Annotated in this window: 20 protein-coding genes; 18 read left to right on the forward strand and 2 right to left on the reverse strand. The window is 45.9% G+C overall.

Features of this window, described 5'->3' with window-relative positions; genetic code table 11:
* Positions 1-595: 595 nt before the first annotated feature.
* Entirely contained in the window at positions 596-1966 is a 1371-nt protein-coding gene (locus tag ACNPAA_RS17565) for an ATP-binding protein (RefSeq protein ID WP_417891911.1), read from the reverse strand.
* Between the two features lie 11 nt (positions 1967-1977).
* Positions 1978-2652 (reverse strand): response regulator, encoded by a 675-nt coding sequence (locus ACNPAA_RS17570; protein ID WP_041207018.1) that lies wholly within the window; start codon positions 2650-2652, stop codon positions 1978-1980.
* Between the two features lie 937 nt (positions 2653-3589).
* On the opposite strand from ACNPAA_RS17570, the gene rfbB reads away from it, so the two are divergent.
* The 18 genes from rfbB (at position 3590) to ACNPAA_RS17660 (ending at position 22432) form a co-directional block, all read left to right on the forward strand.
* Positions 3590-4669: a dTDP-glucose 4,6-dehydratase gene (gene rfbB, locus ACNPAA_RS17575; protein WP_417891912.1), complete on the forward strand. Its 1080-nt coding sequence runs from the start codon at positions 3590-3592 to the stop codon at positions 4667-4669.
* 5 nt (positions 4670-4674) lie between these two features.
* On the forward strand, positions 4675-5550 hold the full coding sequence (rfbA, locus tag ACNPAA_RS17580; protein ID WP_319878284.1) for a glucose-1-phosphate thymidylyltransferase RfbA: 876 nt from the start codon (positions 4675-4677) through the stop codon (positions 5548-5550).
* A gap of 4 nt (positions 5551-5554) precedes the next feature.
* The gene (locus tag ACNPAA_RS17585; protein ID WP_319878285.1) at positions 5555-6985 is read left to right on the forward strand and encodes a lipopolysaccharide biosynthesis protein; all 1431 of its coding nucleotides are present in this window, start codon (positions 5555-5557) and stop codon (positions 6983-6985) included.
* Positions 6986-7030: 45 nt separating this feature from the next.
* On the forward strand, positions 7031-8140 hold the full coding sequence (gene vioA / locus ACNPAA_RS17590; RefSeq protein ID WP_319878286.1) for a dTDP-4-amino-4,6-dideoxy-D-glucose aminotransferase VioA: 1110 nt from the start codon (positions 7031-7033) through the stop codon (positions 8138-8140).
* Positions 8141-8145: 5 nt separating this feature from the next.
* Entirely contained in the window at positions 8146-8757 is a 612-nt protein-coding gene (locus tag ACNPAA_RS17595) for an acyltransferase (protein ID WP_319878287.1), read from the forward strand.
* Positions 8745-9767: a glycosyltransferase family 2 protein gene (locus tag ACNPAA_RS17600; RefSeq protein ID WP_319878288.1), complete on the forward strand. Its 1023-nt coding sequence runs from the start codon at positions 8745-8747 to the stop codon at positions 9765-9767. Before ACNPAA_RS17595 ends, ACNPAA_RS17600 begins: the two co-directional genes overlap by 13 nt.
* Positions 9768-9770: 3 nt before the next feature.
* On the forward strand, positions 9771-11024 hold the full coding sequence (wzy, locus tag ACNPAA_RS17605) for an oligosaccharide repeat unit polymerase (protein WP_319878289.1): 1254 nt from the start codon (positions 9771-9773) through the stop codon (positions 11022-11024).
* 149 nt (positions 11025-11173) lie between these two features.
* Positions 11174-12274, forward strand: coding sequence for a glycosyltransferase (locus tag ACNPAA_RS17610; RefSeq protein ID WP_319878290.1), 1101 nt, complete (start codon positions 11174-11176; stop codon positions 12272-12274).
* 25 nt (positions 12275-12299) lie between these two features.
* Positions 12300-13337: a polysaccharide biosynthesis protein gene (locus tag ACNPAA_RS17615; protein ID WP_319878291.1), complete on the forward strand. Its 1038-nt coding sequence runs from the start codon at positions 12300-12302 to the stop codon at positions 13335-13337.
* A gap of 2 nt (positions 13338-13339) precedes the next feature.
* Positions 13340-14221, forward strand: a complete 882-nt coding sequence (locus tag ACNPAA_RS17620; protein WP_319878292.1) for an SDR family oxidoreductase — start codon at positions 13340-13342, stop codon at positions 14219-14221.
* Positions 14209-15342: a non-hydrolyzing UDP-N-acetylglucosamine 2-epimerase gene (gene wecB, locus ACNPAA_RS17625; protein WP_319878293.1), complete on the forward strand. Its 1134-nt coding sequence runs from the start codon at positions 14209-14211 to the stop codon at positions 15340-15342. Before ACNPAA_RS17620 ends, wecB begins: the two co-directional genes overlap by 13 nt.
* Entirely contained in the window at positions 15339-16541 is a 1203-nt protein-coding gene (locus tag ACNPAA_RS17630; RefSeq protein WP_319878294.1) for a glycosyltransferase family 4 protein, read from the forward strand. The genes wecB and ACNPAA_RS17630 overlap by 4 nt, the downstream gene beginning before the upstream one ends.
* Before the next feature lie 22 nt (positions 16542-16563).
* The gene (locus ACNPAA_RS17635) at positions 16564-16971 is read left to right on the forward strand and encodes a WbuC family cupin fold metalloprotein (protein WP_319878295.1); all 408 of its coding nucleotides are present in this window, start codon (positions 16564-16566) and stop codon (positions 16969-16971) included.
* Positions 16972-17020: 49 nt separating this feature from the next.
* Complete coding sequence (wecA, locus tag ACNPAA_RS17640; RefSeq protein WP_319878296.1) at positions 17021-18073, forward strand: UDP-N-acetylglucosamine--undecaprenyl-phosphate N-acetylglucosaminephosphotransferase; 1053 nt, start codon at positions 17021-17023, stop codon at positions 18071-18073.
* Positions 18060-18971, forward strand: a complete 912-nt coding sequence (rfbD, locus tag ACNPAA_RS17645) for a dTDP-4-dehydrorhamnose reductase (RefSeq protein ID WP_202007735.1) — start codon at positions 18060-18062, stop codon at positions 18969-18971. Before wecA ends, rfbD begins: the two co-directional genes overlap by 14 nt.
* Before the next feature lie 29 nt (positions 18972-19000).
* Positions 19001-19540 (forward strand): dTDP-4-dehydrorhamnose 3,5-epimerase, encoded by a 540-nt coding sequence (rfbC, locus tag ACNPAA_RS17650; RefSeq protein ID WP_202007733.1) that lies wholly within the window; start codon positions 19001-19003, stop codon positions 19538-19540.
* A 19-nt stretch (positions 19541-19559) separates the two neighbouring features.
* A complete protein-coding gene (locus ACNPAA_RS17655; protein ID WP_202007731.1) occupies positions 19560-20630 on the forward strand; it encodes an LPS O-antigen chain length determinant protein WzzB in 1071 nt (356 codons plus the stop codon).
* A gap of 98 nt (positions 20631-20728) precedes the next feature.
* Complete coding sequence (locus ACNPAA_RS17660) at positions 20729-22432, forward strand: Wzy polymerase domain-containing protein (RefSeq protein WP_417891913.1); 1704 nt, start codon at positions 20729-20731, stop codon at positions 22430-22432.
* Positions 22433-22644 lie beyond the last annotated feature (212 nt).

Genomic DNA, 22644 nt, shown 5'->3' on the forward strand with positions numbered 1-22644 from the left:
CGACATCCTTGATGCCTGCACATCGGCCTGGAAGCACTTTATTGCCGATGTGGAGCGGGTGATGTCACTTTGTAGCCGAGATTGGATAAAACTGACCTAATGTTTAATCCGATTGGTATCACCTGACAAGCCTGAACTGTTTCAACCGGCCCTCGCGGCCGGTTTTTTTTATCTGCGCGATCCCGCTTTGTACTTTCGTGACCGCCCCGAGAGCCCGACTGTCGCCATCTGCCTGTTGTGGAAGGAGAGGGGATTTGGCTAGGCGTTGTCGTCATAAGATGATTGCAAGAACCCCACCCCGGCCCTCCCCTTGGTAAGGGGAGGGAGCAAAACAGTCAGCCATCATCCCAAATGGCTCTGACCAACAGGTAAAACGGACAACCTTAAAAAGCGGACAGGAATGCGCCTCCCCCTTAAGAAGGGGGAGGTTGGGAGGGGGTTGCTCTGCATTATCGCCAGGTTGCATGGCTTTTCCGTGTCACCACTCATGACGACAGCCACTACTCGAACAGGGAGAAATGACAGCTGGGTGATGGGCAATCAGGAGTGAGCAGAGGGGAGGGAAGGGCGTCATGGGCCCTCCCCTCATCAGGGGTTAGGGAAGGGTCATCTGGAAACGGGCGCCGCCGAGGGGGGACTCGTCCACCTGAATGTCGCCGCCATAGCTGTGCACGATTTCGGTCACCACGGCGAGGCCAATCCCCTGGCCGGGGGAGCTGTCAGCCCGCACGCCGCGCTGGAAGATCTGCTGCGATTTGCCGGGATCGATGCCGGGGCCGTCGTCTTCCACCACGATGAGCAGACCGCTCTCCCGGTGGCGGACATGAACCCGGATCTCGCTGATGGCGAACTTGCAGGCGTTGTCCAGCAGGTTGCCCATCAGCTCCATCAGATCGCCCTGCTCGCCGTGAAAGAAGACATCGTCGTCAAACTGGAAGCCGGTCTGCAGCTTCTTGTGGCGATAGACCTTGGCGAGACTGGCCAGCAGCTTCTCGATGAGGGGAACCGGTTCGGTGCCCTTGCTCGCGAGGCGCTTTCGCCCGGTGACGGCGCGGCGCAACTGGTACTGGATGATCTGATCCATGGTAGTGATCTGTTCATTGATGTTGTCATGGATATCGTGGCCGAGCTTGAGCTCCTGGGCGGTGATCTGGATGAGCGCCAGCCGGGTTTTCAGGCTGTGGGCGAGATCGTTGAGGGCGTGCTGGTAGCGCTGGGTCTGCTGGCGTTCGTTCTCCAGCAACTGGTTGACTGAGCTTGTCAGGGGGGTCAGCTCGCGCTCGTAGTCGTTTGACAGTGCCTCTCGCGTACCGGCGCGGATCTCGTCAATCTGGCGCGCCATGGTACGCAGGGAGGAGAGGCTCCAGAAACTGGTGAGCAGCAACAGAGCGCCCAGCAGACAGTAGGCGAGCAGCGCCTGGCGAATGCAGCGGTAGAGGTAATCGCGGGTCTGGGCCTGATAGCGCCGGGCGGAATCGACCATCACCACGTAGTAGGTGGTGGGGCCGGCGCCATGATTGCGCAGGAAACGCAGGCTGTAGATGAAGTAGCTCTGGCCGTTCTTGATGGTATGCAGCTTGAAGAAATAGTCCTGATCCAATCCCCCCAGGTATCTCATCAGATCCCGGCAGATGGTCTCCTTGATGGAGACCACCTCCGGCATGTGCAGGCTGGACCAGCTCAGCGCCCCGTCGGCGCGGCAGATCAGGGTGTCGAGATTGGGGTCGATGGCATCAGGGGTGAGCTTGCCAAGATCCGTCATGGCGTGGGGCTCCGGCTGCTTGGACGAGAACAGCTTGGAGAGGTTCTCCTGCATGCGGACACTGGCTTTCTGGGCCTGCTCCTCGGCATGGCCGAGGTAGAGGATGTAGACGGAGAAGGCCATGATGAGCGCGATGACCAGCATGGCACTCAGCATCAGCTTGAGGTGCAGGGAGCGGCGGATCAGGGTCAGGGGATGCAGCATGGCAAGGCGCATCAGCTGCAGGCGAGGTTGAAGATGTAGCCCTGGCGGCGGATGGTGGAGATGGGCTGGATGCTCCCTTCCGGATCCAGTTTTTTGCGAAGCCGGCTCACCATTACCTCGATGGTGTTGGGATCCCCTTCACCATCCCCATAGAGCTGATCCAGCAACTGCTGTTTGGAGACCACCTGACGGGCATTTCGCATCAGGTATTCCAGGATCAGATATTCGAAACTGGTCAGCACGGTGACCTCGCCGGCGATGGTCAGCTCCTTGCGGGAGAGATCCAGCTCGTAGTCACCCGCCTTCACTCTGGGGGAGATGAAGCCGGCGCTGCGGCGTACCAGCGCATTGAGACGGGCCAGCAGTTCGTCCTTCTGGAAGGGTTTGACCAGGTAGTCGTCCGCCCCGGCCTCCAGTCCTTCCACCTTGTCCTGCCAGTTGCCTCTGGCCGTCAGCACAATGATGGGAAAGGGGATCTGCTGCTCGCGCAGGCGGGTGATGAGCTGCAGACCATCCATGTCAGGCAGGCCCAGATCGATGATGGCGACATCGATGGGGTAGTCTGCTGCGTAGTGCAGCGCCACCTGGGCATTGTCCGTGCTGTAAACCTGGTTCTGGGCCTCGGTCAACAGGGTGGAGAGGTGGTGATTGAGCAGCTTGTCGTCTTCAACCAGTAGGATTTTCATAAGATGCATGATGATGAGGGTCCAGGCTGCCAATTAGAGGGTCAACAAGAGGGAGAGTCAATCTGGATCCTACCTGACCCCGCTGTATCGGGACTGAATCATCCCAGACTGAACTCCTCAATAGAGTGTTTAATTAGATGTCAAAACTCTGTGACACGAAGCGATTTACATACGGTGACAGCAGTATGCGACCGTTATGATCGCAGTGGAGGGGCAGTAAGGTACGTGAATGGGTCAACAGAAGAGCACACTCTTGATCTCTTGGCGCTATCCTAACAATCTGATGCCCACGAATGAGGTGATAAGAGCACACTGACAGACATATTTTTTCTATTCTTCATCGAAAGGTGTCACTAGAGGATTATCAGTAAAAATACTGGTGACATTGAAGTCAGTAGGTTAATGGGAATGCTGTTGAATTCTTACCCTATTGAGGGCCTTTTGCACCTTTTGACTATTCACCCTTGGGTTAAACAAGATAGAATCTGACCCGCGATCGGGTTTAGGGCGCAAAAAGCCCAAGATGTGAGCAATGTAGGTTCCGGACAGCCTAGTAAGGTAATGGAATGCTTAAGAATTGTTAAACATCAATCAAAACAAGAAGCTGGAGGATCTGATGGCCAACAGCACGGACAAGAAGGTTAAAACCAGCATATTGGGAGCTGTAACTCAAGGGCGGTAGCGTTTCACTTTGTTAACTATGTCATCTTTTTCATAATTACCCTCCTCACCAAGTTTATCAAATAAGAATTATTTACAAGTCGTATCGCTAGAAATTATGCAGAAAAATTAACCAAGCTTAGTTTCAGTGATATATCTGTGTGCTAGACGATTTAGTCATCAGTGTAGGCGCTCCGCAAACCTACCGTGAAAATCTTCTACGCAAGCGTCAAACAATGTCGTGTCATTTCGTTATCTTGAAATCGGGAACCTTTCAATGAAGATCCTTGTGACTGGTGGTGCCGGCTTTATCGGTTCAGCCGTTGTTCGCCATATCATCCAGAATACCCAAGACTCAGTTGTCAACCTCGACAAGCTGACCTATGCAGGCAACCTGGAATCCCTGGCTGAGGTCTCGGGCAGCGATCGTTACGCGTTCGAGAAGGTCGACATCTGCTGCCGCGTCGAACTGGATCGGGTGTTTGCTACCCATCAACCGGATGCCGTGATGCACTTGGCCGCCGAGAGTCACGTTGACCGCTCTATCACAGGCCCCGCCGACTTCATTGAGACCAATATCGTCGGCACCTATATGATGCTGGAAGCGGCCCGCGCCTATTGGAACGGTCTGGACGAGGCGCGCAAGACGGCCTTCCGCTTCCACCATATTTCCACCGACGAAGTGTATGGCGATCTGCCCCATCCGGATGAAGTCGCCGCTGGTGAGCCATTGCCACTCTTTACCGAAACCACCCCTTACGCCCCCAGCAGCCCCTATTCTGCCTCTAAAGCCTCCAGTGACCATCTGGTTCGCGCCTGGCGCCGTACCTACGGCCTGCCGACCATTGTCACCAACTGCTCCAACAACTACGGTCCTTACCACTTCCCTGAGAAGCTGATCCCGTTGGTGATCCTCAATGCGTTGGATGGTAAGCCGCTGCCGGTCTATGGCAAGGGTGACCAAATTCGCGATTGGCTCTATGTGGAAGATCATGCCCGCGCGCTTTACAAGGTGGTGACCACTGGCTTGGTCGGGGAGACTTACAACATCGGCGGTCACAACGAGAAGCAGAATCTGGAGGTGGTACATATCGTATGTGATTTGCTTGACAAGATGGTGCCGAAAGCGTGCTCTTACCGCGATCAAATCACCTACGTGGCGGATCGTCCCGGTCACGATCGTCGCTATGCCATCGATGCCAGCAAGATGAGCGCCGAGCTGGATTGGCAGCCGCAAGAGACCTTCGAATCCGGCATTCGCAAAACCGTGCGGTGGTACCTGGACAACCAGCAATGGGTCAAAAACGTCAAGAGCGGCGCTTATCAGACTTGGATCGACAAGCAGTACGGAGCATAAAAATAATGAAAGGTATTATTCTGGCAGGCGGCTCTGGCACCCGTCTATATCCCATTACCATGGGTGTTTCCAAGCAGTTACTGCCCGTCTATGACAAACCGATGATCTATTACCCCCTGTCGGTATTGATGTTGGCCGGGATCAGGGACATTCTGATCATTACCACCCCAGAAGATCAGGCCAGTTTCCAGCGCCTGTTAGGTGATGGCAGCAAATTCGGTATTTCGCTGACCTATGCAGAGCAACCCAGCCCGGATGGATTGGCGCAGGCGTTTATTATCGGCGAGGAGTTTATCGGTTCAGATCCAGTGTGCCTTGTGTTAGGCGATAATATTTTCTATGGTCAAGGTTTTAGCAACAAGCTTAAAAACGCGGTTGAGAAAGCACAAATCGATAATGGTGCAACCGTCTTTGGCTATCAAGTAAAAGACCCCGAACGCTTTGGTGTCGTTGAATTTGATGATGATCAAAAAGCTATTTCAATTGAAGAAAAGCCTGTTAACCCTAAAAGCCATTATGCTGTGACGGGACTCTACTTTTATCCTAGTGATGTCGTTAAACAGGCAAAGCAAGTTAAACCATCAGCGCGTGGTGAATTGGAAATCACGACACTCAATGAAATGTATTTAAATGAAGGCAATCTTCATGTTGAAATGCTTGGCCGAGGTTTTGCCTGGCTTGATACTGGCACCCATGAAAGCTTATTAGAAGCTGCACAATTTGTAGAAACAGTAGAAAAACGCCAAGGTTATAAAATTGCTTGTTTAGAAGAAATAGCCTTTCTACATGGATGGTTGAGTTCAAGTCAGTTGATAAAAAGGGGAAACTTAATGAGTAAAAACAGTTATGGGCAATATTTGCTGACTTTAGGCAAGTCGTAAATAAATGCAGGATATCGTAACGAAAACCAAACAAGGCTTACAGTGGAGTGCCATTGAGCGTTTATTAACGCAAGCCGTTCAACTTGCAATAACTCTAGTTCTGGCAAGAGTCATTGGACCTGCTGCATTTGGCTTAGTAGGTATGTTGGCTATCTTTATTGCTATAGCTAACACCTTTGTAGATAGTGGTTTTACCTCAGCGTTAATTCGTAAAACAGACCACACAGACAATGATTTGATTACTGCATTTTACTACAATATTCTAGTATCTAGTCTCTGTTATTTAATACTTTATTCCAGTGCACCTTATATCGCAGACTTTTATCAACAATCTGAGTTGAAAAATTTATTACGAGTGCTGGGGATATGCGTATTAATTAATTCGCTCACCTTAATTCCTAGGGTGAAACTTACTGTAGTGATGGATTTTAAAACTCAGGCAAAAATTTCAATAATCAGTGTGCTAGTTAGTGGTGTAACAGCGCTGATATTAGCAGCTAATGGCTATGGAGTTTGGTCGCTAGTTATCCAAACCCTTCTCACAGCCATTTTTACTACGTTGCTATTTAATTTATTTTCACCTTGGCGCCCAAAAGGAAAATTAAATAAAGAATCATTTAACTATCTGTTTGGTTTTGGTAGTAAGTTATTAATATCAGGTTTACTTGATGTGATTCATAACAACCTCTATCAGATCATCATTGGGAAAAAATTCACACCAGTAGTAGTCGGTGAGTTCAGTCAAGCAAATCAATTAGCCAGCGTGCCAGCCATGACGCTGACAAGTATTATTCAAAGAGTAACATATCCTATATTTAGTCAATTGCAAGAAGATAGCGATAAAATAGAGAGTGCTTATCGCTTAACGCTAAAAATAGCAGCGGTAGTAATATTTCCTCTAATAATGGGCTTGGCTATTATCGCGAAACCTTTGCTGGCAATCGTGTTGGGTGAACAGTGGCAATCAGCGGCTAGTTTGCTCAGTGTTTTATGCATAGGTTATATGCTGTACCCTATACACAGTATTAATTTGAGTCTATTACAAGTGAAAGGGCGCAGCGATCTTTTTTTAAAACTTGAAGTTATAAAGAAAGTCGTTGGCGTAGTTATTTTATTAATCACCATTCCGTTTGGTGTATTGACAATGTGTATTGGTTTAAGTGTTACATCTTATCTGGCACTTTTATTTAATACATATTATACAGCCAAACTCACTAGTATTAGCCAATGGCAGCAATGTAAAGATATACTACCTATTTGGTTGGCGGCAATTGCTTCGGCTTCGACTGCTTATTGGGTGGGACTGTATTGGCAAGATTCACAGTTTTTGCAAATGACGTTGTCTTTAATAACCGCGTTAACCAGTTATATCGTATATATAGTGATGGCACAGAAGCCCTTATTGAACCAAATTCGTTCTGCATTGCATCGCTAATTATTAATAGTAACTACATGCAGTTAAATATAATCGGGACATAAAATGACTAACCAAAACATACCTGTCACTCAACCATTTCTGCCTGAGCTTAGTGAATTCATCCCTTACCTTGAAAAAATTTGGGATAATCGTTGGTTAACGAACAATGGCCCGTTTCACCAGCAGTTGGAGGCTGAGCTTCGTTGTTATTTAGGTGTGGAGCATGTGTCGCTATTTAATAACGCGACAATCGCTTTGATTACGGCCCTGCAAGCTATGCGTATCAGTGGTGAGGTGATCACCACTCCTTACTCATTCGTGGCGACCAGTCATTCGATCATGTGGAATGGTTTAGAGCCAGTGTTTGTCGATATTGACCCTAGCACGTTCAATATTGACCCTGCCAAGATAGAAGCCGCAATCACACCGCGTACAACTGCCATTATGCCGGTGCATTGCTATTCCAACCCATGTGATGTTGAGGCTATTCAAAAAATTGCTGATAACTATGGCCTTAAAGTGATTTATGATGCGGCTCATGCTTTCGGCGTAAATTACAAAGGTGAAAGTGTACTAAAATGGGGTGATCTCTCTATTTTAAGTTTTCATGCAACCAAGGTTTTCAACACCTTTGAGGGGGGGGCAATTATTAGTCCGGATGCCAAAACCAAGCAGCGAATTGATCGCTTGAAAAACTTTGGTATTGCCGATGAACTGACCGTGACGGCCCCAGGTATCAACGGAAAAATGAGTGAAATTAATGCTGCCTTTGGCTTGGTTCAACTTAAGCATATCGATCATGCGATGCAGCAACGGCAAGCTATTGATGCCTACTACCGCGCAGCATTAGCTGATGTAAAAGGTATCACTGTCTATCAGCACAACTCAGATGCTAACAGTAATCACTCCTATTTTCCAATTTTAGTTGAGACAGATTATCCTTTGAGTCGTGATAAATTGTATGAAAAACTCAAGGAAAATAATATATTGTCTCGTCGTTACTTCTATCCTTTGATTAGTAATATGCCTATGTATCGTGGGTTGCCCAGTGCACAGGCTCATTTATTGCCCCTGTCCAATGAAGTGGCGGATAAAGTACTCTGTTTACCGATATATCATGAGTTGAATTCATATGAGCAAGATAAAATTATCAGTCTGATCAAGGGTGGCTAAATTATATGGCTTTTCTCACTCAAGAGCAGCTAGCCAGTATGGGGTTTTCATCTCTTGGTTCTAATGTGTTAATTTCTGATAAAGCCTCTATCTACGGGGCTAATCGAATTCACATTGGTAGCAATGTACGTATTGATGATTTCTGTGTGCTTTCAGCAGGAGAGGGGGGGATCTGGTTGGGCAACTATATCCATATTGCTGTTTATAGTTCATTGATTGGTGCTGGAAAAATAACTATTGCTGACTTTTGTAATATATCCTCAAAAGTTGCCATCTATTCCAGTAATGATGACTATAGTGGCACATATATGACAAATCCCATGGTGCCTGTTGAATATACCAATGTCACACACGCCGATGTGACATTGGGCAAGCATGTAATTATTGGTTGTGGTTCAGTGGTGTTACCGGGTATCACCTTATATGAGGGGGTTTCTATTGGTGCTCTCTCATTAGTAACTCAAACTTGTGACTCATTCGGAGTTTATCTTGGTATTCCAGCAAAAAAAATAAAAAATAGAAAGCGAGATTTATTAGAGCAAGAAACAAAACTAATTGCAGATAATTTTGAAATGACAAATATGGCTGAAAAAGGTAAGAAACGTTGCTTAAATTAACCGAAGCAGAGATCATTGCAAACTGGTCAACAAATGAACCAATACGTGTTAGCGTATGCTGTATTACATATAAGCAAGATCAATATATTGAGCAGGCTATTGATAGTTTTTTAATGCAAAAAACAACTTTCCCATTTGAGATAATTATTGGGGAGGATTGTGGGGGGGATGGTACCTTAGCTATTTTGGCTGAATATAAAAAAAAATATCCTAAGTTGATCAAAGTTATCACTTCTGAAAAGAACATTGGTGCAAATGCTAATTTATTAAGAGTATTTAATGACGCTGTGGGTGAATATATTGCCGTCTGCGAGGGGGATGATTATTGGTGTGATAGAGATAAACTTCAAATACAATATGAGTATATGGAAAACAATAATGAATGTTCATTTGTTGTTCATCCTGCATATAGTAAAGCTGATAACAATTTATTAAAATCAATATGGCCTTGTCAAAGTGGTACAAATTTTGATGTGGGATTTATTATGTCAGCCAAAGGCCAGTTTTCGCCTACTAGTTCATATTTTTTTAGAAAAAAAATAATATATACATTACCTGATTGGTTTAGTGCAGCTCCTGTTGGCGATTTCTACATTGAAGTTTTCGCATCATCATTAGGTCGTTGCGATAATATCGAACGTTACATGTCAGTATACAGACTCTCAGCAGAAAATTCATGGTCTGAAAGTTTGAAAAATGACCGAAGTGGGCTGCGTATTATAGATACGTATAAAAGCAATATTTTTTATCTTAACAAACTTATAGTGGCATTTCCTAATTATGAACACTGCATTAAAGAAAAAATAGCACATGCAGAATATGCATGTGCGCAGGGTTTTTTAAACGCTGGCGATATTTCTGGGTTCAGAAAACATATATACAATTCAAAAACGACATCTTGGTATGATGTTTTTCATGTGTTTTTTTATTTTTTACGTGGCTCAGATTATCTGGTATCATTATTATATAGAATAAAAAAAGTGCTCAAAATAATTTTTAAGAGGCACTAACGTATGACTCATTACTCTGGCCAATTTAAGTTTTATCACAACACTAGATTTATTAGATATTCGTTCGTCATATTGTATGTTGTGTCTAATATTTATGCATGCATAACGATGCGTGACAGCGGAGTATATATTGGTGATTATATTGGTATACCTATAGAAAAAAGTAGTCCACTTTTTTTATTGTTATTTTTTACACTGCTAGCATATTTATTTATTTGTGGCCCTTTATATTCTATATTGGTCAGATTAAAGTCAAGTTACAAAGGATTAACTCACGAGCAAAAATATAGTAAAGCTGGAAATTTAATTCTAGTGATTCAATTAGCTTATTTTATTTTTAATATCGTGACTGGCTCAAATGCGGCAGGGGGGGATCCCAAGGCTGGAGGATGGATTCGGTTTTTATGGTTTATAATCCCCGTTGATTATATTTTTTATATTTACTATGTTATGGCTAGAGGCGGTAATCGAGCGAAAACTTATAAGTTAAATGTAGTTATATTTATAATATCTCAGTTATCTCGTGGTTGGCTTGGTTGGATTTTGATTGTTACATATATTGAACTGTGCTTCATGTTTGCAAACTCTAGATTTAAAATAAGATGTTGGCATTTATTATTTTCTTTATTCTTGGTGCTAGCTTTACCCGTTTTATTTTACTTGAAGGTAGCTTTGCGTGAGTTATTATCTGAGCAGAATATGCATAATGTATTTTATGTTATCTCTCACATAGATTTAGCGCTTGCATATTCTTACTTTATTGATGGGCTTTTTTCACGCTTACAGCAGTTGTCAAATGTTGTATTTATATATGAGCATGCAGCGCAGATAAAGAATAGCATTGCGATAAATGAAGTAGCCAATTTTTATTGGGAGGGTTTGTTTCAACAAACTATAGCTAAAATGATTGGAGTGTATCCAGGAGAGGATATGCATTTGTTTTTATATTCAAACTATATTTCAGATTCGACGACAACATTACAAACAGGCTTCATCTCTTGGTTTTTTCTAGATGATTTATTTGGCACTATGTATGTAACATATGTGCTTTTTCTTATGATTACGGCGGTCTATTTATCAAAAAAATTAGGTGGTGAGCGGTTATGTTCATTAACATGGTTTTTTGTTTTCCTATATTTACTATGTGGCTGGTTTAATGCATTTCTAGTCTACATTCAATCTTTGATTACTGTGTTTATTTTCTTGAGGTTAAGTTCAAAATTACGTACTTCGCCAGGTAATTTAATGTCAAAATGATTTTTATTATTTTTTAATATTTCATGTGTAAGTTAAATTAGGCGGTTTTTATTCTAAATCCTTTTTTAGAGAGGATGAATTAATTTTCTAGAAGCTTTCTATTGATATCTATTAACTTATTGGTCTAGTTATACACAATGGTTTTTAATATGGAAAATGATAGTAAGGTGATTGTTGTTAATGCGACAGCGCTTTCTTCTGGGGGGGCTCTTACTATACTGAGGCAATTCATTGCTCACGCAGAGATTTATAAAAAGAAATTTATAATATTTATTCCGACAAATGTAAAAGTAAAGCCATGCCCCAACATAAAATATGTGAAAATAGATACCAAATCTTGGGTTAGGCGAATATGGTGGGATTTTATCGGCCTAAAGAGTGAATTGAAAAAACGAAGTGTAAAATATTCATTATGTATTTCATTGCAAAATACGTCTGTAAACATTGATTGTGAGCAATTAATATATCTACACCAGTCTCTTCCCTTTACAACGGTACGATATAGTTTTAATAAAGAGACGGTTAAATATTTCTTATATAAATGGTTTTATAAGTTATTTATATTTTTGTTTTCCTCAACAGAGACTAGGTTTGTAGTGCAGACAAGATGGATGAAGGCTGCATTGTTGCAAAATGGTGTACTTGAGGAAAGAATCTCTATATTTACCCCTGATATAAAGCTGCCAACAGGCTATGATGCAAATTGTAGGGGTGGGGGGGCTAAATCTGTTAATAATGATAAGGCAACTTTTTTTTACCCAGCATCCCCATTGTTTTATAAAAACCACCTGATGATTCTTGATGCTCTGTCGATACTGAAAAGCCAGCCGTTAAATAAAGTTCCAATTTTTGCTGTGACATTTAATTCTGGTGACTATCCGGTTTTTGATGAAAAAGCTAAGAAATTAGATTTGATAGATAATATATCTTATCTAGGTGGACTGCCTTATGACAAAGTCATTGAAAAGTATATTTCTGCTGACGCCGTATTGTTTCCGAGCTATATAGAAACATTCGGTTTACCACTTGCAGAGGCTGGTGTGCTTGGTAAAAAAATAATTTGTGCTGATTTGCCTTATTCTCGGGATGTACTAGATGATTATCAAGGTGCTACATTTCTAGATTATCAAAATGCTAAATTATGGGCATCAGTAATATGTGATGTCATGCATCAATCATCAATGTCGCAATATTCACCACTGTCATTTTCACAATGTGCAACATGGCAAGATTTTTTTGATTTTATTTAATGTTGAATTGTTTTGGGGGGCTTCTATGTTTTTTAATAAAACTCTATTAATCACCGGTGGCACAGGCTCTTTCGGTAATGCCGTACTACGTCGTTTTTTAAATACTGATATTAAAGAGATTCGTATTTTTTCCCGCGATGAAAAGAAGCAGGATGATATGCGCAAGCTATTTAAGTCTGAAAAATTAAAATTTTACATTGGTGATGTAAGAGATTATCAAAGCGTTGCTAATGCAATGCGAGGCGTGGATTACGTTTATCATGCCGCCGCCCTTAAGCAAGTCCCTTCTTGTGAATTTTATCCATTGGAAGCTGTCAAGACCAATGTACTGGGTACTGAAAACGTCTTGGAGGCAGCAATCAGTCACGGGGTTGAGCGGGTAGTTTGCTTAAGCACAGATAAAGCCGTTTATCCAATCAATGCAATGGGGATTTCCAAGGCAATGATGGAAAAGGTTATTGTGGCCAAGAGCCGTAACTTGGAACATACCGGTACTACGATTTGCTGTACCCGCTACGGTAATGTAATGGCATCGCGTGGGTCAGTGATTCCTTTGTTTATTCGTCAAGTGGTGAATGGTGAAAAAATTACGATCACTGATCCAAATATGACCCGCTTTATGATGACATTGGATGATGCGGTTGATTTAGTGCTGCATGCCTTCGAGCATGGTTCAAATGGCGATATTTTTGTACAAAAGGCTCCAGCAGCGACTATTGATGTATTGGTAACAGCGTTGCTGGAAATCCTAGATAGACCTGATCACCCTGTTAATGTGATTGGTACTCGCCATGGTGAGAAACAGTTTGAAGCGTTGTGCAGCCGTGAAGAGATGTTTATTGCACAGGAGCAAGGTGATTATTACCGTGTGCCAGCCGATAACCGCGACCTGAACTATTCAAAGTATTTTGAGCAAGGGGAAAAAGATTTATCCTTGGTTGAGGATTATAACTCACACAACACTGACCGCCTGGATGTTGAAGGAATGAAACAGCTTTTACGTAAGCTCGATTTCATTCGTGAAATCGAAGCAGGTAATATAATCGTGCCGGAAGGGGTATAATAGTGAATGTATTAATCCTGGGGGCCACCGGCATGTTGGGTTACAGCCTGTTTAGCAATTTGGCTGACAACCCAGCATTGAACGTCACGGGTACAGTGCGCAACTTAACCGGCAAAGCGGCTTTTTTTGCGAAGTACCAAAAGCAACTGTTGGAAGGTATTGATGTCACCGATATCACCAGCATTGAACAGGCGATTGTCACTACCAAGCCAGAGGTGGTGATCAATTGTATTGGCTTGATTAAGCAGCACGATATTGCCAAGCAACATGTGGCGGCGATTGAAATCAATGCGCTGTTGCCACATCAGTTGGCCGCTTTGTCTGACCAATATGATGCGCGGTTAATCCATTTTTCGACCGACTGTGTGTTTGATGGTAAGCAAGGCATGTATCAGGAAGCTGACTTGCCGACCGCAACGGATCTGTATGGCAAATCTAAGTGCCTAGGTGAGGTTAACTATGGCCGCCACCTAACCTTGCGTACCTCGATCATTGGCCATGAGCTGAATTCAGCCGTTAGCTTGGTTGATTGGTTTTTAAGCCAATCCGGTGCTGTGAATGGTTTTTCCAAAGCGGTGTTTTCTGGGTTGCCTACTTGTTATATCGCCAAATTACTGGCCGACAATATTCTGAGCAAGCCTGAGATCTGCGGGTTGTACCATTTGTCTGTCGAACCGATTAATAAGTACACTTTAATTTCGTTGGTGGCCGACATTTATGGCAAGGATATTGAAATTAATGAGTCAACCCAACTGGTGATCGACCGTTCACTCGATTCTAGCCGTTTGCACCAAGCACTGAATTTGACAGTGCCCAGTTGGCGTGAGTTGATTGAATTAATGCATAACGATTATTTGACAAGGTATGTGCAATGCAAAAACTAAAAGTGATGACCATTGTTGGTACGCGCCCAGAAATCATTCGACTGTCGCGCACTATCGCAAAGCTAGATGAGTTTTGTGATCATACTTTGGTGCATACTGGTCAAAACTATGATTATGAGCTTAATCAAATATTTTTTGATGATTTAGGTATTCGGACTCCAGATGTATTTTTAGAGTGTGCAGGTGGTAGCGCCGCCGAAACCATGGCGCAAGTGATCAGTAAGTCAGATAAGGTTTTTGCTGAGTTAAAGCCGGATGCTCTCCTTATTCTGGGCGATACTAATAGTGCTTTAGCGGCCATTTCGGCCAAGCGTAAAAAAATACCTATTTTTCATATGGAAGCAGGCAATCGCTGCTTTGATTTGCGGGTGCCGGAAGAGATTAACCGTAAAATTGTTGATCACATTTCTGATGTGAATATGCCCTACAGCGATATTGCACGCGAATATCTGTTAAGCGAAGGCATCAAGCCTGATTTGATCGTTAAAACTGGCAGCCCGATGGATGAGGTGCTGGCATTTTATCAGGATAAAATACATGCTGCTGATGTGGTATCGCGCTTGTCACTCACTAAGGGAGGATATTTTTTGGTGAGCGTGCACCGTGAAGAAAATGTGGATTCCGATAAAAATATTCACAGTTATGTGAGGGTGTTAAACGAGCTAGCTGAAAAATATCAACATCCTATTATTGTTTCGACCCATCCGCGTACCCGTAAAAAAATTGAAGCATTGAATTTAACCTTCCACCCTTTAGTTAATTTGTTAAAGCCACTTGGTTTTAGTGATTATGTTCGCCTGCAAATGGATGCCAAGGTAGTGCTAAGCGATAGCGGAACAATTACTGAAGAATCTTCAATTTTGAACTTCCCTGCCATTAATATCAGGGAGGCACAAGAGCGCCCTGAAGGGTTTGAAGAGGGGGCAGTGATGTTCACTGGAATGAATATTGAGCGTATCTTGCAGGCAATTGAAATTTTAGAAAAACAACCTCATGGAACTGTACGGTTAATAAAAAAGGTGAAGGATTATGTAGCCCCTAATGTTTCGGATAAGGTGCTGCGTACCATAGTAAGTTATGTTGATTATGTAAACCGCGTAGTATGGAGAAAATCACTTTGAAATTGGCGTTGATCATTGATGATTATCTACCCAGTAGTACTCGTGTAGCAGCAAAAATGTTTCATGAACTTGCGGTGTATTTGCAGCGGCAGGGACATCAGGTAACAGTAATAACACCAAACAGTGAGCAAAGTGAAACGTTACTTACGAATACACTGGATGGCGTCAATATTTGGCGATTTAAAAGTGGTGAAATCAAAAGTGTTGGTAAAGCTAAACGAGCTATCCATGAAACGCTACTTTCTTTTCAAGCTTGGCGGGCTATTAAATCGAGAGTTAGAAAAAATACGTTTGATGGTATTATTTATTACTCACCATCCATATTTTGGGGAGGGTTAGTTAGTTATTTAAAAAAGCGCTGTCAATGTAAGGCGTATTTGGTATTAAGGGATCTTTTTCCTCGCTGGGTTATTGATGCTGGTATGATTAAAAAAGGAGGTGTTATTGAACGATATTTTCGCTTCTTTGAAAAGCACTCCTATAATCAGGCGGACATGATTGGACTCATGTCTGAAAATAATATCAATGTATTTAATATTGACTATTCTGGTTATCCTGTAGAGGTATTGCGTAACTGGGCGATGGTATCGCCCACTATCAGTATTCCTGATGGTTATGTATCAATTAGAGAGCGCCTAGGAGTGAGGGGGAAGGTTATCTTCTTTTATGGTGGAAATATTGGTCATGCTCAGGATATGGCTAATTTGATGCGCCTAACAAAAAAAATGAAAATATATGATGATGCCCATTTTATTTATATTGGGCAAGGGGATGAGGTTACACTTATCAATCAATTGTCTATTGATTGGGGATTGAGAAATTTTAGTTATCTACCTTCTGTTTCCCAAGAGGAGTTCAAGTTCATTTTATCTGAAGTCGATGTAGGTCTATTCTCTTTATCAGCAACACATACAAGCCATAATTTTCCTGGGAAATTATTGGGATATATGGTGGAGGAAATACCAATTCTTGGTAGTGTTAATTATGGGAATGACTTACAGGCATTGGTAAATGCTGCTCATGCAGGAGCTGTTTTTATCAACGGTGAGGACGATAAATTATTTTCAGCAGCAGAGAAGCTTTACTTGGATAGTCAATATCGCCATGATATGGGAAAAAATGCCAAACGGTTATTGGAGTCTGAATTTTTAGTGAGTTCAGCAGCAAAACAAATAATTAAGCATCTTTCTGTGTCATAAATGTCAATCGATGGACTTTATTATGCGTTTTTGGGATGTAGCAGATTTAAATGATTTATATTTATCAGCCCAGGAGTCGCCAAGACTTAGAAGCCACTTGTTATTACATAAAAGCCATGATGACAAAGTGCAACGTTTGCTGATTGCAATGGTGAAAGGTAGCTATGTTGATGCACATTACCATGACTTATCCCACCAATGGGAAATGTTCACCGTAATTCATGGCGATATTCAAGTTAGCCTTTATTCTGATGACGGTTCCGTAATGAAAAAATTAACCGTAAATGCATCTGATCCATTACCAATGATTGAGTTTTTCCCTGGGGATATTCATAGCGTAGAATGTCTCTCAGAAAAGGCTCTTTTATTAGAGGTGAAAGAGGGGCCTTTCGATGAGCAACTTCCAAAAATCTTTCCATCTTTTAAATAGATGTCTTAATTATTTTTAACATAACACTTGACTTGTGTTGGGATAAAAAATGGAATATATAATATTTTTTTTGATTTCATTTTCAATGCTTTTTTTTGCAAGGAAGATTGCCAAAAAAATAAATCTTGTTGATCGTCCTAATGAGCGTAAATTACATCAAGGATTGGTTCCTTTGGTGGGGGGGATTTCAATCTACTTTACGCTGATGCTGGCGCTATGGCTTAAACCAGAATTACTAATTAATTCGGATGTCTATGTACTTTGCGCTTCAGTCTTGGTAATGATGGGGGCCATCGATGATAAATATGATGTGGATTATCGCGTCAGGTTGGTGGTGCAGATCCTTATCTCTTGCGCTATGATTTTTGCCGCAGGGCTCTCTTTAAAGAGTCTTGGTCATATTTTCTTCAGTTATGAAGTCAATTTGGGGCCGCTTGGCTATATTGTAACCATATTTGCCGTGCTTGGCGCCATTAATGCCTTTAATATGGTGGATGGGATCGATGGCTTATTAGGTGGACTCACAATGGTGACCTTTGGGGCGCTTTCATATATCCACTATGCAGATGGACAGCTACCGTTGGCCCGTTTCTGTCTTATGATGATGATCGTGGTGGTGCCTTATATCTGCCTGAATCTGGGTTTCCCATTTGGGGGACGCAAAAAGGTTTTTATGGGGGATGCGGGCAGTATGTTGATCGGCTTTACCGTTATCTGGGTATTGTTGCAAGGCACTCAGGGGCCAAAGGCACAGATGAATCCGGTTACCGCACTCTGGTTAATAGCCATTCCGCTGATGGATATGACCTGTATCATGGTGCGGCGCATTCGCAAAGGGGTCTCACCATTTAAACCGGATCGCGAGCATCTGCATCATATCTGTCTGCGGGCGGGACTTTCATCCCATCAAGCCTTGGTGGTGATCTGCGGAACTGCCACACTGCTGGCTGTTATGGGTATTGCCCTTGAATATGATGCTATACCGGAGTGGATTAGCTTGTTGTTATTTGCGCTAGTGTTTGTTCTCTATTACCAGTTACTTAATAATATCTGGCGTATTCTCGCCTGGGTTAGACCAAGAAATACCAATGAACCTAATTGAGCAGTATTCATTGCGTCTGCCATCTTTCATGCTATTGGGCGGTACTGGTCAGCTTGGGTTGGCATTATGTCAATCAATTGATGAGAAGGCCTTATTACTGCCTGCACGCATGGATGCCGATCTTCTGCATCCCGACCAGCTGGCTGATTTAGTGCTCAAGCTGCAGCCAACAGTTATTATCAATGCTGCCGCCTATACCTCGGTCGATCAGGCCGAGGTTGAGCCTGAACTGGCCTACCGGGTTAATACCCAGGCCGTATCAATATTGGCCGCTTCGGCAAAGAAAACAGGTTCATTGCTGGTTCATTTCTCTACTGATTATGTCTTTGATGGCCGCGGTGATAGGCCTTGGCGAGAGGACGATCTGCCTGAGCCGCTGAATTCGTATGGTTTGAGCAAATACCAAGGGGAGCAGGCGATTGTGGCGAGCGGTTGCCGCCATTTGATTTTGCGCACTAGTTGGCTGCATAGCCCTTATCGGCACAACTTTTTGAAAACCATGTTGCGGTTGGGAGGCGAGCGTTCATCTCTTTCCGTGGTATGTGATCAAGTAGGTTCCCCCACTTCTGCTGTGATGTTAGCCGATGCTGCCCTGATTGCTATCAGACAGACACTGGTTAATCCGGCGCTAGGTGGGCTCTATCATGTGGCTGCGGCGGGGGCGGTAAACTGGTATAACTATGCCAGCTTTATTTTCAAGGAAGGCTGTGCGTTGGGGCTGCTGGAGCGAATACCCACTCTTATTCCTGTCACCAGTGACCATTATACTAATTCTGTGCGTCGGCCATTAAATTCACGGTTGAATACCCGCTTATTTAGCCAGACATTTTTGGCTCATTTTCCACCGTGGCAGGTGGGGGTATTAGATACCCTTCGGCAGATTGCGGCAGAACAATAATTTAACCTCAAAAGTATGAGGATGAACGAATGAAATTTGAGCCTCTATCTCTTGCCAATGTGAAGTTAATTCACCATACCACCTATAATGATGAGCGCGGTGAATTGATGGAGTTATTTCGTCAAAGCGAGTTTGTAAACCACTGCGGTGATTTTACCTTTGTGCAGGACAATCTGAGTCGTTCATGCCGAGGGACGCTGCGCGGCCTGCACTATCAGGTCGAACGGCCGCAGGGCAAGCTGGTGCAGGTGATTTCTGGCACCATCTTCGATGTGGCGGTTGACTTGCGTCCGGGCAGTGCCAGCCATGGTCAGTGGGTGGGTCAGTATCTTGATGCAGACGAGCCCATGTCCCTCTGGATCCCCCCCGGCTTTGCGCACGGCTTCTATGTAACAAGCGAGGAATCAACGGTGCTCTACAAATGCACCGACTATTACTGTCCCGGATATGAGCGGACACTCAATTGGGCTGACCCCGAGTTGGCTATTGCTTGGCCGCTGATGGAAAATATACCCTTGGTCCTGTCTGACAAGGATCGTCAGGCCCCTTTTATTCACTCTCCAAACTGATTAGGAAATGACCGCTGTTATGACCAACAAAGAGATAACCCCCAACTCTGACGCTCAATTGCCACAGGGCTGGCAAGCCACTGCTGACGAAATCGATTTGCGCGAGCTGGTGCTGCTGTTGTGGCGACAGAAAGGGTTGATCCTCCTTATTACTGCGCTTTTTGCCGCGGCTGGCGTGGGCTATGCGCTGACAGCTCCCCAGCAGTGGTCCGCCAAGGCGGTGATTATTGGGCCCAAGCAGGAAGATCTGCTGCCGATGCAGAAAGTATCGGTGCAGGCTGCCGCGCTCGGGCTAGAGGGCTTCCCCGCTGGCAAGGCGCTCTATGAGGAGTTTGTGCAGGAGTTCAATGCTTACGAGAACCATCAGGACTATCTGAAAACCAGCCCGCTGTTTGCCGAGCAGGTAAAGACGCTTGGGCTCGACGAGAAGGCGCAGCGCCGCTGGCTGCGTGATTGGAGCAAGTTGGTAGTGGCACAGCCTGTGGATAAGAAGGGTGAGAAGCCGGGCGTCGAGATCGCCTTTGCCGCCCCGACTGCCGAGGCGTCATTGGCGATGCTGGAGGGCTATATCGACTACATCATCAACTTGCAGCAGCAGCGGATGGTTCGTCAGCTCGATGATCAGCGCTCTCTCCAGCTGCAGGGGATGACCACCCGCTATGAGCTCATGCTGGAAGATGCCAAGCGCGTGCTGAAACAAGATATCTCCGAGACCGAGCTGGCTAACAGCATTGCCAAGGCGGCAGGCGTTGTCGCCCCGCTGGAAAACTACGCAGCTCAGGAGCGCCTCTCCATCACCCTAGGGACCAAGGCGCTGGAAAAGAAACTCGCCCTGTTGAAGTCCCTCGACATCGAGGTCTACAAGCCCGAGTTGCAAGCACTCCAAGTTCAGATGGCGCGTATGAAGCGCATCTCTCTGGAGGAGGCGACCTTCCGTCCCTTCTCCTATCTGGAGGCACCTGATGAACCCCTGAGCCGCGACAAACCCAAGCGCCCGTTGATCGTGGTGCTGGCCACCCTGCTCGGCGGTATGCTGGGGGTGGGGATTGTGCTGGTACGTCATGCGTTTCGCAGGCCGGAACAGGTATAGTGTTTAGCTATGAGCGAAGGGGGCATCAGCCCCCTTTTGTTTTTTTGGGCGCAGCACATGGGAGTTGCCTGTATGGATGAAAGGGGCCGCAAAAAATGATGACAACGACGAGGGGCATGGTGATCGTCAGCGCCCTTTACTGGCTGCTGGGCATGCATTTCTTTATGCACAATCCGGGGGGGGCCGGGCTCTATCTGCCCTTCAACGCCTGGGGCTGGATTTTTGCCAGCCTGGTTATCGCCCTCGGTCTGTGGCAGGTGACGCTGCGCCAGCGGTTGGTGATCTCATCCTTGCAGCTGGGGCTCTGGCTGGGGGCCTTGCTGTTGTTGCTGCCGATGGCCTATCCCGGCTTCGAGCTCCAGGATTTCGCCATCCCGCGCCTGCTGGGTCTCTTCGCCGGCTTGCTGTTCCTGTTCGTGCTCTATCAGTGGCAGTTGGCAAGCCGGGCCCGCGACAGGCTGCTCTATCTGCTGCTCGGGGCCGTCGCCATCGAGGCGCTGCTCGGCCTGGTGCAGTATTACCTGCTGACGCCGGGCAACTGGATAGGCTATGACATTCGGGTCAACCGCCCCTACGGCATCTTCCAGCAACCCAATGTGATGGCGAGCTTTATGGCGACCGGGCTTGCGCTGGCCATCTGGCTGGAGCTGCGCAGGGAGGGTAATCCCTGGCTCAAGGGGCTGCGCTATGGGGTGATCCTGGCCACTTCTCTGCTGCTGGTCATCTTGCAATCGCGGGTGGGGCAATTGGGCGGGCTGCTGGCTCTGATCCTGCTTGTGCCGCAGCTCTATCGTCAGCGCCAGCTGGGCCGGATGCTGGGTCTGGTTGCCTTGGGGTTTGCGTTCGGGCTGGTCTCCCAGTATGGAATGAGTGGTGTCAAGCGGGGGATTGAGATCTATCAATCTGGCGGGTATCGCCCCATCTATTGGGCATATTGCACCAAATTGATTTCGCAGATGCCCTGGACCGGCTGGGGCTATGGCAGCTTCGAGTCGGTGTTTCTCCATCATTACATGGCCGACAAGGCGCTGAACCCGGCCATGGTGCAGATCGAGTACAACCTGGATCACCCCCACAACGAGTTTCTCTACTGGGCGGTGGAAGGGGGTCTGGCACCCATGCTGGGCATGGTGCTGATGGGCGGGGCCCTGCTGTGGCGTCTGAGCCGGGCGGGCTGGGTCAAGGGCGCCGCCTTGCTTGCGCTGGTGACCCCCATCTTGCTGCACACCCAGACCGAGTACCCCTTCTACCACGCCATCGCCCTGTGGTGGGCGCTGCTGCTGCTCCTGTATGCGATGGATGCGGAGGTGGAGAAGCAAGGCCACGGCAACTGGCGCGACCATCTGTGCCGCCCCTGGTTGCTGCTGCGCTTCATGGCCATCGCCATTCCCCTGATCGTTATCCCCTTCATGCTGACCGCCCTGCATACCGCCTGGGTGGTGACCAAGTATGAGCGGGGCGGTTACAAGCAGCCTGCGCTGTTGCTCGACATCGTCAATCCCCTGGCCTGGTTGACCCGGGTGGAGTTTGACGTCAACGCGGTGCGCCTGATGGTGGGTTTGCAGGCCAACAACAAGGCGGAGCTGGAAGCCTACCTCGACTGGGGGCAGGCGTTCGTGCGCCATACCCCCAGGGCCAACATCTACGCCAACATGGTGATCGCCCTCAATGCGTTGGGGCGGGCCGAAGAGGCCGACCGTCTGCGGGCCGATGCGTTGGTGCTCTATCCTGGTGAGCCCTTGCTCACCGGCTCGGCGGCCAAGTCGGTCGCTGCGACCCTGGAGCCCAAACCCTCCTCATGAGCGGGCCGGGCACCACTGTTCCTGACTCCATCACGGCCGCCTCGCGGCCGTGATCATTTCCATCCCAGGCAAGCTCACAGTCAGGATTGGCGCCGTCATTCCGCACCTGATTTTGCTATTTTCAGTGCTTGACGGCGATCGGCCGTTCTGATCTATTACTCTCTTTTGCAGGTAGATCATCATGGCCGCACCCGCTATCTCGATCCGTAACC

The sequence above is a fragment of the Aeromonas sp. PS2Canimalfood6 genome (assembly GCF_048276795.1).
Lineage (GTDB): Bacteria > Pseudomonadota > Gammaproteobacteria > Enterobacterales > Aeromonadaceae > Aeromonas > Aeromonas caviae.